Source organism: Streptomyces sp. Y7, assembly GCF_043195415.1.
GTDB lineage: Bacteria > Actinomycetota > Actinomycetes > Streptomycetales > Streptomycetaceae > Streptomyces.
The window spans coordinates 1-17,209 of the sequence record NZ_JBIDDQ010000047.1 but is presented as its reverse complement, the minus strand read 5'-3'; the positions used below and the strand labels follow the sequence as shown (position 1 = coordinate 17,209).

Sequence of the window (17,209 nt, the reverse complement as noted above, 5' to 3'; positions counted from 1 at the left end):
CAACGGCCACCCCGGCCCGAAGGGCGAGGCAGCGCGAGGCGACCGCGATGCCGCCTGCCCGGCATCGATCACGAGATCCACGCCACATCCCTCTACGGACCTCCCCGCACCCCCACGTACCGTCATGGGTATGAGCTCCACTCCCCCCGCCCGTCGCCTGCGCCTCGGCCTGCCCCGGCGGATGTTCGCGCAGGTGCTGCTGATGCAGGTGGCGATCGCCGCGGGAGTCGCGGTGCTCGCGACCGGACTGTTCCTCGCCCCGCTCAGCGACCAGCTGGACGACCAGGCGATGCGCCGTGCGCTGGCGATCGCGCAGACCACCGCCGCCCAGCCGCAGATCGCCGAGGACCTGACGGACACGTCCGCGACGGCCGGCGGCCCCGTGCAGCGGGAGGCGGAGCGGATCCGTACGGCCACCAAGGCCGAGTACGTCGTCGTGATGGACCGACGCGGCGTGCGCTGGTCGCACCCCACCCCCAGCCAGATCGGCAGACTCGTCTCGACCGACCCGGGCCAGGCCCTCGCCGGCCATGACGTCATGCAGATCGACAGCGGCACCCTGGGCCGCACCGCCCGCGGCAAGGTGCCACTGCGCGACGACGACGGGAAGATCGTCGGGGCGGTCTCGGTAGGCATCGCGTACGACAGCGTGCGGGCCCGGCTGCTGCACGCGATCCCGGGGCTGTTCGCGTACGCGGGCGGCGCCCTGGCGGTAGGCGCGCTGGCCGCCTGGCTGATCTCCCGCCGGCTCCAGCGGCAGACCCGTGACCTGGCCTTCTCCGACATCTCGGCGTTGCTCGCGGAGCGCGAGGCAATGCTGCACGGCATCCGGGAAGGCGTCGTCGCCCTGGGCCGCGGCGGCCGTATCCGCCTGCTCAACGACGAGGCGCGGCGCCTGCTCGGCATCGGTGACGAGGCCGTGGGCCGGTCGCTCGACGAGGCGCTCGGCGAGGGCCGTACCGCCGACGTGCTCGCGGGCCGGGTGACCGGCACCGATCTCCTCACGGTCCGCGGCCAGCGCGTCCTGGTCGCCAACCGCATGCCCACCGACGACGGCGGCGCCGTGGCCACCCTGCGCGACCGCACCGAGCTGGAGCAGCTCGGCCGGGAGCTCGACTCCACGCGCGGGCTGATCGACGCCCTGCGCGCCCAGGACCACGAGCACGCCAACCGTATGCACACGCTGCTGGGGCTGCTGGAGCTGGAGATGTACGACGACGCCGTGGAGTTCGTCGGGGAGGTCGTCGGCGATCACCGGGCCACGGCGGAGCAGGTCGCCGAGAGGATCCAGGACCCGCTGCTCGCCGCGCTGCTGGTCGGCAAGGCGACCGTGGCCGCCGAGCGCGGTGTCGCGCTGAGCCTGGCGGACCGCACCGGGCTCCCGGACCGGCTGATCGACCCAAGAGGGCTCGTCACGATCGTCGGCAACCTGGTGGACAACGCACTGGACGCCGTCGCGGGCACACCGCACGCACGCGTGGAGGTCGAGTTGCTGGCCGAGGGGCGTGCCGCGACGCTCCGGGTGCGCGACACGGGGCCGGGAATCGCCGAGGAGCAGCGCGAGTTGATCTTCACCGAGGGATGGTCCACCAAGCAGCGCCCGGCCCATCGCGAGCGCGGCATCGGGCTACCCCTCGTGCGCAGGCTCGCCGAACGGCAGGGCGGGAGCGCCACGGTGGGCGAGGCGGCCGGCGGGGGCGCCGAGTTCACCGTGGTGCTGCCCGAGGCGCTGGCCGAGGCGGACCTGGAACCCGCCCTCACCGTGTCGTCGGAGCCGCGTCCGCACACCGTCGCCGAGGAGGAGTCGCGATGATCGAGGTCCTGGTCGTGGACGACGACACGCGCGTCGCGCGGGTCAACGCCGCCTACGTCGAGAAGGTGCCGGGCTTCCACGTGGCCGGTGAGGCGCACAACGCCGCCGAGGCGCTGCGCCAGGTGGAGGAGCTGCCGCGGCTCGATCTGGTTCTCATGGACCACTATCTGCCCGACGAGACGGGCCTCGCGGTCGTCCAGGAGATGCGCCGGCGCGGCCACCAGACCGACGTGATCATGGTGACGGCGGCTCGGGACATCACGACCGTGCAGGCGGCGATGCGGCACGGGGCTCTGCAGTACCTGGTCAAGCCGTTCGCCTTCGCGGGACTGCGCGCCAAGCTGGAGGCGTACGCGGACCTGCGCCGCACCCTCGACGGCGGCGGCGAGGCGGAGCAGGTCGAGGTCGACCGCATCTTCGGCGCGCTGTCCGCCCCTTCGGAGCCGAACCTGCCCAAGGGGCACTCCCCCACGACCGCGGAGCTCGTACGGCAGTCCCTGATGAACGCCGAAGGACCCCTGTCGGCCCAGGAGATCGCCGACCGGACCGGTGTGAGCCGCCAGACCGCCCAGCGCTATCTCAAGCTCCTGGAACGCACCGGACGCGCCCGCCTGACCTTGAAATACGGGGACGCGGGCCGCCCGGAACACCGTTACGTGTGGGCGACCCGCGCCTGAGGCACGGCCCGTGGGGGCGGGGGAAGGAACCGTGCCACCTCTTCATACGGATACCGACGGCCGAATCGTCAGCGGACGGGCCGACAGCCTGACGGGTCGGGGTCGGCCGTACCGCGTCGCGATCGGCTCTCTACGGCGGCCATGGCCCGCCCCCGCCCTACACCGCCCCCGCCCCGGTCAGCGACCGCACCTCGGTCTCCGCGTGCTTGGCCTCGTCGGGGACCTCCGCGGAGGTGACGGTGCCGAGCCAGCCCGCGACGAAGCCCAGCGGGATGGAGACGAGGCCGGGGTTCTGGAGCGGGAAGTACTGGAAGTCGACCTCGGGGAACAGCGATTCGGGGCTGCCGGAGACCACAGGCGACAGCACCACGAGCACGAGCGCCGGGACGAGCCCTCCGTACACGGACCAGACGGCTCCCCTTGTCGTGAAGCCCCGCCAGAACAGTGAGTACAGCAGGACCGGAAGGTTGGCGGACGCGGCGACGGCGAAGGCCAGGCCGACGAGGAACGCGACGTTCAGATCCCGGGCCAGCAGTCCCAGGCCGATGGCGACCAGGCCGATGCCGACGGCGGCGATCCGGGCCACGGCCACCTCGCTGCGGGGCTTGGCGTGCCGGCGCCGGAGGGAGGCGTACAGGTCGTGGGCGACGGAAGCCGAGGACGCGAGCGTGATGCCGGCGACCACGGCGAGGATCGTGGCGAAGGCGATGGCGGCGACGACGGCGAACAGAACCGTTCCACCGGTGGAGTCCGCACCGCCGCCGAGGTCGAGGGCGAGCAGCGGAACGGCCGTGTTCCCGGCCGCGTTCGACCCGCGCACCGCGTCGGGCCCGACGATCGCCGCCGCGCCGAAGCCGAGGACGATCGTCATCAGGTAGAAGCCGCCGATGAGTCCGATCGCCCAGACCACCGAGCGCCGTGCGGCACGGGCGGTGGGCACGGTGTAGAAGCGGGACAGGATGTGCGGCAGTCCCGCGGTGCCCAGGACCAGCGCGAGGCCGAGGCTGATGAAGTCGAAGCGGGCCGTCCAGTCACCGCCGTACTTCAGGCCGGGTGCCAGGAACGCGTCGCCGTGACCGCTGCGCTCGGCCGCTGTGAGCAGCAGTTGGTCGAAATCGCCGTGGAAGCGGAGCAGGACGAGCACGGTCAACGCGAGGGTGCCGCCGAGCAGCAGGACCGATTTGACGATCTGGATCCAGGTGGTGGCTCGCATCCCTCCCAACGAGACATAGATCACCATGAGCGCGCCGACGCCGATGACGGTCCAGGACTGCGCCGCCTCGCCCTTGCCCCCGAGCAGCAGCGCGACCAGGGTGCCCGCGCCGACCATCTGCGCCACCAGATACAGAACGGACACGGTGACCGAGGAAGTTCCCGCCGCGATCCGCACGGGGCGCTCGCTCATCCGCGCGGCGACCACGTCGGCGAGCGTGAACCGCCCGCAGTTGCGCACCAGTTCGGCAACCAGGAACAGCACCACGAGCCAGGCCACCAGGAAGCCCACCGAGTACAGCAGCCCGTCGTAGCCGAACAGGGCGATCAGACCGGAGATGCCGAGGAAGGAGGCGGCGGACATGTAGTCGCCGGCGATGGCAAAACCATTCTCCATGGGCGTGAACAGCCGGCCGCCCGCGTAGAACTCCTCCGCGGAACCACGCCGGTTGCGGCTCACCCAGGTGGTGATTCCCAGCGTGATCGCGACGAACACGCTGAACAGCAGCAGCGACAGCGTCTGATGGTCGACGGTCACGCGGCACCGCCCTTCGCCACGCGCGTCAACTCCTGGGTGTCCCAGCGCAGTTCTAGCGCGGCCCGGTCCCGGCGCAGACGCGCGTGCCGGGCGTAGGCCCAGGTGAGCAGGAAGGTGGTGAGGAACTGCCCCAGTCCGGCGAGCATCGCGACGTTCACGGCGCCCATGACGGGGCGGGCCATCAGCCCCGGCGCGGTCGTGGCGGCGACGACGTACGCCACGTACCAGGAGAGGAACACGACGACCGCCGGCACCACGAACCGCCGGTAGCGGCTGCGCACTTCGCGGAAGGCGGCGCTGCGCTGCACCTCCAGGTACACATCACCGGCGGGTGGCGGGGCGGCCTCGGGGGCGTCCGTACCGTCCGACTCCCCCCACCCGGAGGCGAGGGCGTCGTACCAGGGATCGTCGTACCGCGCACCTGTGGTTTCGCGGGGACGACCATCGCTTGAGTGCATGCCCAAGCATGGACAGAACGGAAAGATCGCCGACTCGGCTTCTCCGCCCGCTTCACCCCATCAGGTGATTCAAACCGGAAGGACCAGGCAAGTCAGCAAATAGCCCCGCACTCGCCGACGCCGAGAGGCCCTTCGGAACCACCCGGACCCGCCGACGACCGAGAGACTCCTCGGAGCAGCACCACCCACCGACAGCCGAGAGGCTCCTCGGAGCAACACCACGCGCCGACGGCCGAGAGGCTCCTCAGGCCACCCGCGCCCGCACCCGCCGACGGCGAGGGACCCGGCAGGGGCCACCCGCACCCGCCGACGAAAGCCGCACGGGCGGTGCGGGTGGGAACCCTCGAAAACGGCCGAAGGCGAAGCCGAGGCCGAAAACCCCGGCCCCGGCCCAGCGCAGCGGCTACGCGTCGATGCGCGACCGGTCCAGCGTCGCAGCCGAGCTGGAGATGAACTCCTTGCGCGGCGCCACATCGTTGCCCATCAGCAGATCGAAGACCCGCTCGGCCGCCTCAAGATCGGTGAGGCTGATCCGCCGCAGCGTGCGATGGCGCGGGTCCATGGTCGTCTCGGCCAGCTGGTCGGCGTCCATCTCGCCGAGACCCTTGTAGCGCTGGATGGAGTCCTTGTGGCGCACGCCCTTGCTCTGGAACTCCATGAGCTTGTCGCGCAGCTCCCGGTCCGAGTACGTGTACACGTACTTGTCCTGCCCCTTCTTGGGCTGGATCAGCTCGATCCGGTGCAGCGGCGGCACGGCCGCGAACACCCGGCCCGCCTCGATCATCGGCCGCATGTAGCGCTGGAACAGCGTCAGCAGCAGCGTCCGGATGTGGGAGCCGTCGACGTCGGCGTCGGTCATCATGATGATCTTGCCGTAGCGCGCGGCGTCGATGTCGAAGGTCCGGCCGGACCCCGCTCCTATGACCTGGATGATCGCGCCGCACTCGGCGTTCTTGAGCATGTCGGTCACGGACGACTTCTGGACGTTGAGGATCTTGCCGCGGATCGGCAGCAGCGCCTGGAACTCGGAGTTCCGGGCGAGCTTGGCGGTGCCGAGCGCGGAGTCTCCCTCGACGATGAAGAGCTCGCTGCGGTCGACGTCGTCGCTGCGGCAGTCGGCGAGCTTGGCGGGGAGCGACGAGGACTCCAGGGCCGTCTTGCGGCGCTGCGCGTCCTTGTGCTGGCGGGCGGCGATACGCGTGCGTGCCGCCGCGACGGCCTTTTCGAGCACCACGCGCGCCTGTGCCGCCGCGTCGCGCTTGGTGGACGTCAGGAACGCCTTGAGCTCCTTGGCGATCACGGTGTTCACGATGCGCCGGGCCGCCGAGGTGCCGAGGACCTCCTTGGTCTGGCCCTCGAACTGCGGTTCGGCGAGCCGGACGGTGACGACCGCGGTCAGGCCCTCCAGGGCGTCGTCCTTGACGATGTCGTCCTCGGCGACGCGCAGCATCTTCTTGGTGCGCAGCACCTCGTTCATGGTGGCGGCCACGGCCGTCTCGAAGCCCGCGACGTGGGTGCCGCCCTTGGGGGTGGCGATGATGTTCACGAACGACTTGAGGGTCGTGTCGTAGCCGGTGCCCCAGCGCATGGCGACGTCGACGCCGAGCTCGCGGGTGACCTGGGTGGGCGTCATCTGGCCGTGCTCGTCCAGGACCGGGACGGTCTCCTTGAAGGTGCCCTGACCGGTGAAGCGGAGGACGTCGCAGACGGGCTTGTCCGCTGCCAGGTACTCGCAGAACTCGCTGATGCCGCCGTCGAAGCGGAAGGACTCCTCGCCCTTGCTGCCGCCGTCGCCGAGGCCGAACTCGTCGCGGACGACGATGGTCAGGCCGGGCACCAGGAACGCGGTCTGGCGGGCACGCTGGTGGAGGTTCTCCAGGGAGAGCTTCGCGTCCTTGAGGAAGATCTGCCGGTCGGCCCAGTAACGCACGCGCGTGCCGTTGCGGGCCTTGGGGATCTTCTTGGTCTTGCGCAGGCCGCTCTTGGCGTCGAACTTCGCGTTCGGGCCGTCGGCGGCGAAGGCTCCGGGGACACCGCGCCGGAAGCTGATGGCGTGGGTGTGGCCGCTGCGGTCCACCTCGACGTCCAGCCGCGCGGACAGGGCGTTCACCACGGAGGCACCGACGCCGTGCAGACCGCCGGAGGCGGCGTAGGAGCCACCACCGAACTTGCCGCCGGCGTGCAGCTTGGTCATGACGACCTCGACGCCGGACATCCCGGTCTTCGGCTCGACGTCGACCGGGATGCCCCGGCCGTTGTCCCGGACCTCCACCGACCCGTCGTCGTGGAGGATCACCTCGATGTGATCGCAGTACCCGCCCAGAGCCTCGTCGACGGAGTTGTCGATGATCTCCCACAGGCAGTGCATGAGACCGCGGCTGTCGGTCGACCCGATGTACATACCGGGGCGCTTGCGCACGGCCTCGAGCCCCTCGAGGACGAGCAGGTGCCGCGCGGTGTAGTTGGAACCGTCCCGGTCTGCTCCTGCCAGCAGCGCTGTGGACGGCACGGACGTCTCGGCGGTCACGCGGTTCGCTCCTCGCTGAATTTCAGGTTGCGCCCTGGTGGGTAAGGGCGCGGCTTCGGTCGCCGTCAAGAGGGTACCGAGGCCTGGTAGAGCCGTTGTAACGCCACCCTCGTACGAAACACAGACTAGTCCAGGGTCGCATAGGTGTTCGATCCCTCGAAGGGGTGAAGTACATATCACGTTCCCTTCCAGGCATGAACCATTTAGGCTCCGGGCACGTCCTCATGAACAAACCGGCAAGCCAGCCGGGTGGACCGACCTTGACCGACAGCGCGAAACCGTAAGCAAGACACCGACGCAATACGGCACATTCGCCGCCAAGCCGGCAGCAGCCGGCCGCCCCCGAAAAATTTCTCTCTGGGTGAAGCCACGAGCGGGAACGTTTTGGGGCTGGTTGGATGTTGACCCTGGTACGACAGCTCGTCGAGCTAGAGAAGAGGCGACGTGACTACTGTTCTGACCCCCGCGAGCCCGCTGACGGCCGCTGACCGCTGCGACCGTTGTGGCGCCCAGGCGTACGTGCGCGTCGTCCTGCTCAGCGGCGGAGAACTGCTCTTCTGCGCCCACCACGGCCGCAAGTTCGAGCCGGAACTCAAGAAGATCGCCGCTGAGATACAGGACGAGACGGAGCGGCTCACGTCCGTTCCCGCATCGGCGTCCGACGAAGAGCGCTGACACCTCGCACAACGACGAGCCAGCTCCGGCACAGGCCGGTCGACGGGCGGCCACCCCTGGAATCAGGGGGGCCGCCCGCGCTCATGTCCCGTGAGGCCTCAGCCGCCGCCTGCGTGCTCCCGCGCGCCGGCTCGCAGCCCCAGGGCCCGCACGACCTCGGACACCCGCGTGTACACGCCAGGGCTGCCCGCGCGACCGCACCCGTTCCCCCAGGACACCAGCCCGATCAGCTTCCCGCGGGCGACCAGCGGCCCTCCGCTGTCCCCCTGACAGGCATCCCGGCCGCCCGTCGGCTCCCCCGCGCACAGCATGCTGCCCGCCAGATACCTGCCGTCACCACCGCCCGGATACGCCTGCCTGCACAGCGCGTCGGGCAGCACATGCACCCGCGCCGCCCGCAGCCCCCTCGGATAGTCGCCGGCGCCCGTGACATCCCCCCAGCCGTAGACCAGGGCCGGCGTCCCCGGCACATAGGCGGGGTCGCCGGGTCCCGCCATCCCGATCACCGCACTGGCGGGCAAGGGCTGCGCGAGACTCACCACCGCGAAGTCGCCGCTGTTGCTGTCCTCGTCGTAGTCGGGGTTCACCCAGGCACCACGGACGGCGATCTCCTGGCCCCGGCCGGACAGCAGGTCCGAGCGACCGGTGATGACCTTGAAGTCGCGCACCTCCCGCGGTGACGTCCCCAGGACCTCCTCGCTCAGGCAGTGGGCCGCGGTCAGCACGGTGGAGCGCCCGATGGCCACTCCGACGCAGAACTGACCGGACCGCGTACCCCCGAACCGGTCACGGCTGGACAGCGCCACGGTCCAGGGGCTGTCGGACACATCCACCGGGAACCCACCTACGACAACGCTGTCGGCGGCCGCGGGGGCCGCGGACGCCAGCGGTACGGCGGTCGCCATGGCCGCCATAACCAGCGGCCGGGCCAGCGCCCGGGCAAAGGGACGACGCATGGCGCTCCTCACTCTCGGATGGTCATGGGAAACCCAGAGTGAGTCAGCCCGCCGCGCCCCGCACCCGCGCACCGAAGCGAAAGGCCCGGCCCCCGAGTGGGGCCGGGCCTTTCGCTTCGTGGAACGCGTGGTGCGTGTGCGACCTAGTCGAGGTAGTCGCGCAGCACCTGGGAGCGCGACGGGTGGCGCAGCTTCGACATGGTCTTCGACTCGATCTGACGGATGCGCTCGCGCGTCACGCCGTAGACCTTGCCGATCTCGTCGAGGGTCTTCGGCTGACCGTCGGTGAGACCGAAGCGCATGGAGACGACGCCCGCCTCGCGCTCGGACAGGGTGTCGAGGACCGAGTGCAGCTGCTCCTGGAGGAGCGTGAAGCTGACGGCGTCGGCCGGGACGACGGCCTCGGAGTCCTCGATGAGGTCACCGAACTCGCTGTCGCCGTCCTCGCCCAGCGGAGTGTGCAGGGAGATGGGCTCGCGGCCGTACTTCTGGACCTCGATGACCTTCTCCGGGGTCATGTCGAGCTCCTTGGCCAGCTCCTCCGGGGTGGGCTCGCGGCCCAGGTCCTGGAGCATCTGGCGCTGCACGCGCGCGAGCTTGTTGATGACCTCGACCATGTGCACCGGGATACGGATGGTGCGGGCCTGGTCGGCCATGGCGCGGGTGATCGCCTGACGGATCCACCAGGTGGCGTACGTGGAGAACTTGTAGCCCTTGGTGTAGTCGAACTTCTCGACCGCGCGGATCAGACCGAGGTTGCCCTCCTGGATGAGGTCCAGGAAGAGCATGCCGCGGCCGGTGTAGCGCTTGGCCAGGGAGACCACCAGACGGAGGTTGGCCTCCAGGAGGTGGTTCTTGGCGCGGCGGCCGTCCTCGGCGATGATCTCCAGCTCGCGCTTGAGCTTGGGGGCGAGCTTGTCGGCGTTGGCCAGCTTGTCCTCGGCGAACAGACCGGCCTCGATGCGCTTGGCGAGCTCGACCTCCTGCTCGGCGTTGAGCAGCGGGACCTTACCGATCTGCTTGAGGTAGTCCTTGACCGGGTCGGCGGTGGCACCGGCGGCGGCGACCTGCTGCGCGGGCGCGTCGTCCTCGTCCTCGTCGGAGAGGACGAAGCCGGCGCTCTCGGCGCCCTCGGGCTCGTCGCCGGTCTTGCCGGGCGCCGCCTCTTCGAGAGCCTCGTCCTCGAGGATCTCGGCGTCGTCCTTCTTGGCGGTCGTCTTCTTGGCAGCGGTCTTCTTGGCTGCCGTCGTCTTCTTCGCCGCAGTCTTCTTGGCGGTCGTCTTCTTGGCGGCGGCCTTCTTCGCGGGCGCCTCGTCCTCGACGGCGGGTTCGTCGGTGGGCGCCGCGGGCGTGGCGGTGGCGGTGGCCTTCTTGGCGGTCACCGTCTTCGCCGCGACCGTCTTGGTGGCGGTGCGCTTGGCCGGACTCTTGGCTGCGACGCTCTTTCGGGTGCGCTTGGGCTCCGCGGCACTGACCATCAGCGTCACACCCTCTTCCTCGAGGATCTGGTTGAGGCTGCGCAGTACGTTCTTCCACTGAGTGGCCGGAATCTGGTCGGCTTCGAAGGCCCGACGCACATCGTCGCCGGCGATCTGCCCCTCAGCCTTTCCCCGCTCGATAAGAGCCATGACAGAGACGGACTCGGCGATCTCCGGCGGGAGCGTACGGGATGTGCTGGCCGACACGAACAACCTCTCGGAACGTTGAAAAACGGCTTCCGGCCCCGTCCACGGCGGACAGGAGCCGACCACCGGCCTGGGGATTGGACCGACGGTGCGGGCGGGGGCCGGGAAGATTCACAGCGCCTTGAACGGCGTCCGTATTCCCTCCGCGGCTGTCACCTCTTAGGTCATCGCGCTGTTTCCCCGAGTGTTACGCCCAATCTGCGTGGCCCGAGTCACATCCCGTAACCGATCAAAAGCACGCAGACACGGACAGAACCGGTCGCCAGTTGCTTCCACAACGCACTGTACGGCGATTCCGCCGCCCCGTCGCACCGTCGGACCCGCAGGATCCGCGCGGGATCCTGCGGGTCCGACGGGAGGGGGTGCGCGGGCCGGGACCGCCACAGGAGGGGGAGGCGTCCCTGGCCGCGCGACCCTGGTGCGCGGTCAGTGCTCGCGGGGTGCGGGCACCACACGCTCCACCTCGGGGTGGACGGTGAGCAGCTGACGCATGGCCGTCTCGGCGGCCGCGCCGTCGCCGGTGGCGAGGGCGTCGACGATCCTGCTGTGCATCGCCAGCGAGGCCTCGTTCGGCCGGTCACAGCCGGTCACGGGCCCGCCGGAGACCTGGAGCGCGGCCGAGACGATCCCGGAGAGGTGCTCCAGCATGCGATTGCCGGCGACCTGGATGAGCAGCGAGTGGAACTCGGTGTCGGCGCGGGAGAAGGTGAGGACGTCACCCTGCCCCATCGCGTGGCTCATGATCTCGACCATGTCGGCGAGCCGCTGCTGGACGTCGTCGCGCCCGTGCCCGGCGGCGAGGCGGGCGGCGAGCGGCTCGATCGTCCAGCGCAGCTCGCTCAGCTCGCGGCGCTGGTCGTCGCGCTGCGGCCCGAAGGCCCGCCACTCGATGATGTCCGGGTCGAGGAGGTTCCAGTCACTGACGGGGCGCACGCGCGTGCCGACGTTCGGGCGCGCACTGACCAGGCCCTTGGCCTCCAGGACGCGGAGCGACTCGCGGACGACGGTGCGGGAGACCTCGAAACGCTGGCCGATCTCCTCCGGAACCAGCGGGCGGTCGGCGCCCAGGTCTCCGGAGACGATCATCTGGCCAAGCTGTTGGACGAGTTGGCCGTGCAGCCCGCGCCCGCGGCTGCCCGCGGCACGCCGGCCGACACGGCCCAGTTCAGGTTCCGCGCTGTCCCAGGCGGGTGCTCCGACGCGGTCGGCGACGGACGCCTCGGCGTAGGGGTAGCGGTCGAGATCGCCCGGGCCGGCCAGACCGGAGTCGGTGGAGCGGGCGGCGGTCATCATGGTGTGCGCAAGGGTACTCACGGTTCCTTTGTCGGCGGCCTCCTCAACTCCCTTGAGGTCTTTGGTGAAAAGCACACGAAAGGGTGATCGCTCACCCCGTCGCAATTGACGCCTTATCGGAAAGAAATGGGCGTTCCCCGGGGAGTTGTGAGCACGACAGGTCGGGGAACGGCACGGACGGTCGTCATCGGACCCTGCTCCTCAGGGTCGTGAACAGATAGGCGCAGAGCAGAGCGGTCAGGGACAACGTCATTGCGGATCCCACGGGTTGACCGACGACCCGCGCGACCGCGGCGAGATACCGCTCTCCACCGAACGGCCACTGCGACAGGAGCAGCTCCCTCAGCCGCAGCGGAAATCCGGCCGCCGTTCGCACAGACGGTCCCTCCACGACCTTCTGTACGAGCGGTACGACGACGATGGGCACGGTGACCACCGCGGCGAGCCCGGCCGTGGTGGAGCGGAAGAGACCCGCGGCGAGTACGCCGGCCCAGGCGCAGCCGACGACGAGTGCGATCCAACTCGCGCTCAGCGCAAGCCAGTCGGCGGGAACTTCCGCGAGTTCCCGTCCGTAGACGAGATAGAGCACCTCGATGTCGCAGCCCACGGTGAGGACGGCCAGCACCAGGGCGGTGACGGAGGCGACGAGGAGTTTCGCGGCCAGCAGCCCCAGCCGACGGGGGACGGTGCCGCGATCCGCCGCAAGGGCGGGGTGGCGGAACTCGTCGCCGAACGCGATCGCCCCGAGCAGCCCGGCCCCGAGCGCGGCGGGCGGCAGCGGCAGCTCGCGCGGCCACGCCACCAGCAGGCGCGCGTGCGGCGTGTGCCCGGTGCGGGCGAGCGCCACGGCGGTGAGAGCGGACATCACGAGCACGACACCCGCGGTGATGAATCCCGTGCCGACACCGAGCGCGCGGCGGAGCTCGTAGCGGAGGGGCCGCAAGGGGCTGGGGGCGGGGCGGACGGAGATGGGGGGCGGGAGGTCGGGCAGGCCGTAGGCGGGGTGGTCGGATGTGCCCCCATCCGCGTCCCGCGCCGCGAGCTCGTCAGCGGTGCCCTGCGGATGCTCGGCGGAGTTGTCGAGCCCCGTCTCTCCGTCCTGCCCTTCACCGGAGAGGGACGGCGTCCGCTCGGAGGCCGAGGGGAGATCACGCGACGCCCGCCCCTCGCCCCGCCTCGGCCCGGCGGCCCTGCGCCGACGACCACGGACTCCGGCCTCCCCCGCGACCGATCCCGCGTCGCCGTACGCCGCCCGCGCCTCCTCGTCGGCTCGCGGCTCGAACGATTCGGGGTCCGCCTGCGGGCCCGGGCCCATGTCCCCGATCTCATCGGCGAGTTGGTGTACGAGGATGCCGTTGCGGAAGGCGATCTCGCCGACATCGGCACAGTTACTGCCGTACACCGAGAGCCGGTTGCCGCTCTCCCGCACGACCTCGACGGAACGTTGTGCGGTGCGTGCCTGCTTGCTGAGCAGGGTGGCCAGGCGCGAGGCGTGCGGGGTACGGACGGCGACGCGCGGACGCAGCCGGGTGCGTGCGAACTCGGAGGCGTCCTGGTCCGCGACGAGCCTGCCCCGTTCCAAGGTGACGACCCGGTCGGCGGTGCGCGCGGCTTCCTTGGGGTCGGCCGTGGTCAGCAGGACCGTGCCGCCCTGGGCGGCGTGTGCGCGCAGCGCGCCGTGCAGCCAACGGCGCTCGCGGGTCGTGAGCCCGTCCGCGGGGTCGTCGAGCACGAGCGTGTGCGGGTCGGCGAGGAGCGTGCAGGCCAGACCGAGACGGCGGTCCATACCGCGCGAGAGGGTGCCGAGGCGTTCGTCGCGCAGGCTGACGAGGCCGACCGCCTCCAGGACCTCGTCGGCACGGCGGGCCGGCACGCCCGCCGCGGCGCACAGCATGCGCAGATGCCCCCGCACCGAGCGCGCCGGATGCCCGGGAACGTCGCCCAGGAGCACACCGACCTCGCGCGACGGATGCGCCATGCGATGCAGAGGGCGGCCCCTGAAGAAGGTGACGCCACGGCCCTGTTGGAGTTCGAGCATGAGTCTGAGCGCCGTCGTCTTGCCCGCTCCCGCCCCTCCGAGCAGCGCGGTGACACAGCCCGCCTGAGCCTCGAAGGACACGTCGTCGAGGGCGGGGGGAAACTCCTTGCGAGGATTGCTGGTCAGTCCGATCGCCTGGATCACCCGCAGCAAGATAGCGCGCTATGTCCGTTTTTTCCGGTAGGGCAAGGCCCTCTGGCCCCGCGGTATTCCGCCCGGTCAGCCATCTGCGCGGCCACCTGTCGACTTCGACCCCGGCCAGGCAGGGTCGGACCGTCTCCGGGCCGGCGCCGCGGCTCCCCTTGCGCGTCAGACCTCGGGGCGCAACATCGGCGGGTTGAGCAGGGTCGCACCACCGGCTCGGAAGAGCTGGGCGGGACGGCCGCCCTGACGGGTGGTGGTGCCGCCGGTGGGGACGAGGAAGCCCGGCGTGCCCGTCACCTTGCGGTGGAAGTTGCGCGGGTCGAGCGCCACCCCCCACACCGCCTCGTAGACCCGGCGCAGCTCTCCGACCGTGAACTCGGTCGGGCAGAACGCCGTCGCCAGCGACGAGTACTCGATCTTGGAGCGGGCCCGCTCCACCCCGTCAGCCAGGATCTGCGCGTGATCGAAGGCGAGCGGGGCGACTGCCTCGCCGTCGCGCCCGTATCCGCCCTGATGCAGCAGTTCGTCGACCTGGGCCCAACGGGCGTTGCTCGCATCGCCGCCCGCGCGGGGCGCCGGCAGATCCGGCGCCAACGCCAGGTGGGCAACGCTCACCACCCGCATCCGCGGATCCCGCTTGGGGTCGCCGTAGGTCGCGAGCTGCTCGAGGTGCGCACCGTTGTCCTGTGCGGGGGCGGCGGGTTCATGCGCCCGCAGTCCGGTCTCCTCGGCCAATTCACGCGCCGCGGCCTGCGACAGGTCCTCGTCCGCCCTGACGAACCCACCTGGCAGTGCCCAGCGCCCCTGGAACGGCGGTTCGCCCCTGCGCACCGCCAGCGCGCACAGAGCATGGCGGCGCACGGTCAGCACGACCAGGTCCACGGTTACGGCAAAGGGCGGGAAGGCTGACGGGTCGTAGGGCATGCGGCGATCATAGTCGTCTGCCTGACGATAAACACTCCCTTCGTCGAGCCCATCGACTGTTGATCCAATTCGGCCCGGCACCGGGCGCACCGGCCTCTGACGTGGCTCGTCCTGCCGCCTGCCGTCATGCTGGTCGGCGGATCCGGTCATGCGGTGCGGCCCGCGCGGTCGTGACGCCTGTCGTACGAGGGCGCTTCGTACGTCGTGCTCGGTCAGGCCACGTTTCGTACGAGGCCGCGTCTGACCTCGTGCACGGTCGCGTCGGGTGAGGTGCGAGGACAGCTCAGTCGCTGGGCGATGTCACGCTCGCAGTTGCAACCCGTCGCCCGCCTCCTCGACCATCGCGAGACCCAGCCGGCTGACGCGTACCGAGAAGGGGGCGCCGGCGACTCGGAGGCCGGTCAGGACGATCTCGCCCAGCGGCGCACCCCGCATGGGCCGCAGCGTGACCGTCCCCGCCGGGGCGTCCGGGCGTATGCCGGCGAGGGTGGTGAGGAGCAGCACTCCGGCTGCGGCGGATGTGGCCGAGGGGCGGCAGGCCGCCGGATGCGGGAGGGGAGCGCTGCCTGCGGTGCGTGCCTCCCCCGCGTACATGTCCGGGAGCCGGTTGCCGAACGCCTCTGCGGCCGCCAGCACCCCCCGCAGCAGCGCACTCGCCTCCTTCTCGTAGTCGGCCGCGGCGAGACCGGCCACGGCGACCGCCGTCTCATGGACCCGCACGGCACCGCTGCGGTGACCGAACGGGTTGTAGCCCGCCTCCTTCGCGCTCAGCCCGCGCAGTCCCCAACCCGAGTCCATGGCCGGTCCGCCGAGCAGCCGGGCGAGCTGCTCGGTCTGCACTCTGTCGAGCAGGCCGGGGGCCGGTTCTCCCCCGCCCAGCAAGCCGGTGTCGAGCAGGTGCGCGGCAGCCGCTCCCAGATGCGGCACGGGGCGTCCGTCCGGGGTACGGGCGGCAGCGGGCCTGCCGCCGCCCAGGTCGTCGATCCAGAAGTCCGACCGGAACGCGGCCCGCAATTCCCCGGCCCAGTGCCGCAGCTCGGCGCCGCCCTGTCTGCCGCAGGTGTCCAGCAGATCCGCGCCGAGCAAGGCCGCGCGGTGGGCATGGGCCTGGGTCTCGCAGCGGACGGGGCCGCCTGGGTGCGGGTCCGGCAGGTACGTGTCGTCGCGGACCGTGGCTCGCAGCCAGTTCAGGCATCGCTCAGCCGCCGGCACGAGTTCCTGGACCTCCGGCTCGGGCAGACCCCAGCGCCGGGCTTCCGCGAGCAGCGCGGGGAAGAGCAGCGTGGCTTCCGTGCCGGTGCAACTCGGTGGCAGATGCGTACCCGCGTCCCGTCTCGGTCCAGGGATCATGCCGGACTGCGGTCCCTTGTCCCGGAGTTGGGTGCGGGCGAGAGTGCGGAGCGTGCCCGCGGCCAGCCGAGTGCCCAGGGGCAGCGTCATCCGGGCGGCGGCCAGGGCCTCGGCCGGTGCCAGACCGCAGCGCCAAGGTGCTCCGGCGGCCAGGTGAGTGTCAGCGGGGTGGGCGGGGTCGCGCAGGAGGAGGCCGAGGAGGTCCTCGATGCTGGTCCGCAGCAGCACCTCGACTCCGGATTCGTCACCTGCGGCCCGGGCCGCGGCGAGTGGGCTGGTCGCCGCCCGTCCCACCGCGCGCACAGGTCCCGCTCCGTCCGGCCGCACCCTCAGCTCGATGTTCGCGACACCCCCCGGCGGCAACTCGAACTCCCAACGCAGCAACCCTGCCGAGGCCAGTGCGTCGGCGGGCGGCGGGTCGGCCGTGACCGTCGAACTCCCCCTGGCGGACGACCAGCGCAGGCCGGAGTCATGGACGCTGGCGGGGAGTTCTGGTCCGGCGTTGCCGCATGCGATGGCTGCGAGGTCGGCCAGGTCCGTGGCCAGTGCGATCTCGACCGGCAGCCGTAACGGACGAATTGCCGCACTGCGCAGGGTGATTCGCTCGGTGCCGTCCGCGTGCCGAGTTCGCTCGATGACGACGTCCGGGTCCGGGCCCGCCTGGGGGGACGTGCGCAGAGTGGCCACGAAACGGACGCAGTCGGCTGCGGTCATCCGGGCCTGCACCGCCAGCGGTTCACGTCCCGCCACGCGAACCTGGCAGCGCGAGAGCACGCGGCGACCCGCGCGGTAGAAGCCATCGAGGCCTCGGCCGGTCAACTGACCCTGATCCGTGGAGATCGCGAGGCCTGGGAGGGCCGTGCAGATCAAGGCGTTGTGGGTGGGCGGTAGGGCGGCGGAGGTACGGGCGGGGCCGGTG

At 71.0% G+C, this 17,209-nt stretch carries 12 protein-coding genes; 3 read left to right on the top strand and 9 right to left on the bottom strand.

All coding sequences use genetic code 11. The features are described 5' to 3' along the window. Positions 1 to 130: 130 nt before the first annotated feature. Both ACGFW6_RS44545 and ACGFW6_RS44540 read left to right on the top strand, forming a co-directional pair. Entirely contained in the window at positions 131 to 1,813 is a 1,683-nt protein-coding gene (locus ACGFW6_RS44545; RefSeq protein WP_393523373.1) for an ATP-binding protein, read from the top strand. Next, positions 1,810 to 2,490 (top strand): response regulator, encoded by a 681-nt coding sequence (locus ACGFW6_RS44540; protein WP_393523370.1) that lies wholly within the window; start codon positions 1,810 to 1,812, stop codon positions 2,488 to 2,490. Before ACGFW6_RS44545 ends, ACGFW6_RS44540 begins: the two co-directional genes overlap by 4 nt. 157 nt (positions 2,491 to 2,647) lie before the next feature. On the opposite strand, the gene ACGFW6_RS44535 is transcribed toward ACGFW6_RS44540, so the two are convergent. From ACGFW6_RS44535 to ACGFW6_RS44525, 3 genes are all read right to left on the bottom strand, one after another. After that, positions 2,648 to 4,240 (bottom strand): cation acetate symporter, encoded by a 1,593-nt coding sequence (locus tag ACGFW6_RS44535; RefSeq protein WP_393523367.1) that lies wholly within the window; start codon positions 4,238 to 4,240, stop codon positions 2,648 to 2,650. Next, positions 4,237 to 4,698: a DUF485 domain-containing protein gene (locus ACGFW6_RS44530; protein ID WP_393523365.1), complete on the bottom strand. Its 462-nt coding sequence runs from the start codon at positions 4,696 to 4,698 to the stop codon at positions 4,237 to 4,239. Before ACGFW6_RS44530 ends, ACGFW6_RS44535 begins: the two co-directional genes overlap by 4 nt. A 403-nt stretch (positions 4,699 to 5,101) precedes the next feature. Further along, positions 5,102 to 7,225, bottom strand: a complete 2,124-nt coding sequence (locus ACGFW6_RS44525) for a type IIA DNA topoisomerase subunit B (RefSeq protein WP_393523362.1) — start codon at positions 7,223 to 7,225, stop codon at positions 5,102 to 5,104. 444 nt (positions 7,226 to 7,669) lie between these two features. On the opposite strand from ACGFW6_RS44525, the gene ACGFW6_RS44520 reads away from it, so the two are divergent. Continuing rightward, positions 7,670 to 7,900 (top strand): hypothetical protein, encoded by a 231-nt coding sequence (locus tag ACGFW6_RS44520; protein WP_380865525.1) that lies wholly within the window; start codon positions 7,670 to 7,672, stop codon positions 7,898 to 7,900. Positions 7,901 to 7,998: 98 nt separating this feature from the next. Here ACGFW6_RS44520 and ACGFW6_RS44515 read toward each other — a convergent pair whose 3' ends face one another. The 6 genes from ACGFW6_RS44515 to ACGFW6_RS44490 all read right to left on the bottom strand — a co-directional run bounded on the left by ACGFW6_RS44515 (position 7,999) and on the right by ACGFW6_RS44490 (position 17,157). Continuing rightward, a complete protein-coding gene (locus tag ACGFW6_RS44515) occupies positions 7,999 to 8,856 on the bottom strand; it encodes a serine protease (RefSeq protein ID WP_393523359.1) in 858 nt (285 codons plus the stop codon). 143 nt (positions 8,857 to 8,999) lie between these two features. Next, positions 9,000 to 10,541 (bottom strand): RNA polymerase sigma factor, encoded by a 1,542-nt coding sequence (locus ACGFW6_RS44510; protein WP_393523356.1) that lies wholly within the window; start codon positions 10,539 to 10,541, stop codon positions 9,000 to 9,002. 426 nt (positions 10,542 to 10,967) lie between these two features. Then, positions 10,968 to 11,855 carry a FadR/GntR family transcriptional regulator gene (locus ACGFW6_RS44505; protein ID WP_393523353.1) on the bottom strand — a complete coding sequence of 296 codons (888 nt, stop codon included), beginning with the start codon at positions 11,853 to 11,855 and terminating at the stop codon, positions 10,968 to 10,970. A gap of 163 nt (positions 11,856 to 12,018) precedes the next feature. After that, positions 12,019 to 14,016, bottom strand: coding sequence for an ATP-binding cassette domain-containing protein (locus ACGFW6_RS44500; protein WP_393523351.1), 1,998 nt, complete (start codon positions 14,014 to 14,016; stop codon positions 12,019 to 12,021). A gap of 165 nt (positions 14,017 to 14,181) precedes the next feature. Then, positions 14,182 to 14,940, bottom strand: coding sequence for an NUDIX domain-containing protein (locus ACGFW6_RS44495; protein WP_393523349.1), 759 nt, complete (start codon positions 14,938 to 14,940; stop codon positions 14,182 to 14,184). Between the two features lie 300 nt (positions 14,941 to 15,240). Further along, positions 15,241 to 17,157, bottom strand: coding sequence for a glycogen debranching N-terminal domain-containing protein (locus ACGFW6_RS44490; protein WP_393523421.1), 1,917 nt, complete (start codon positions 17,155 to 17,157; stop codon positions 15,241 to 15,243). Positions 17,158 to 17,209: the final 52 nt, after the last annotated feature.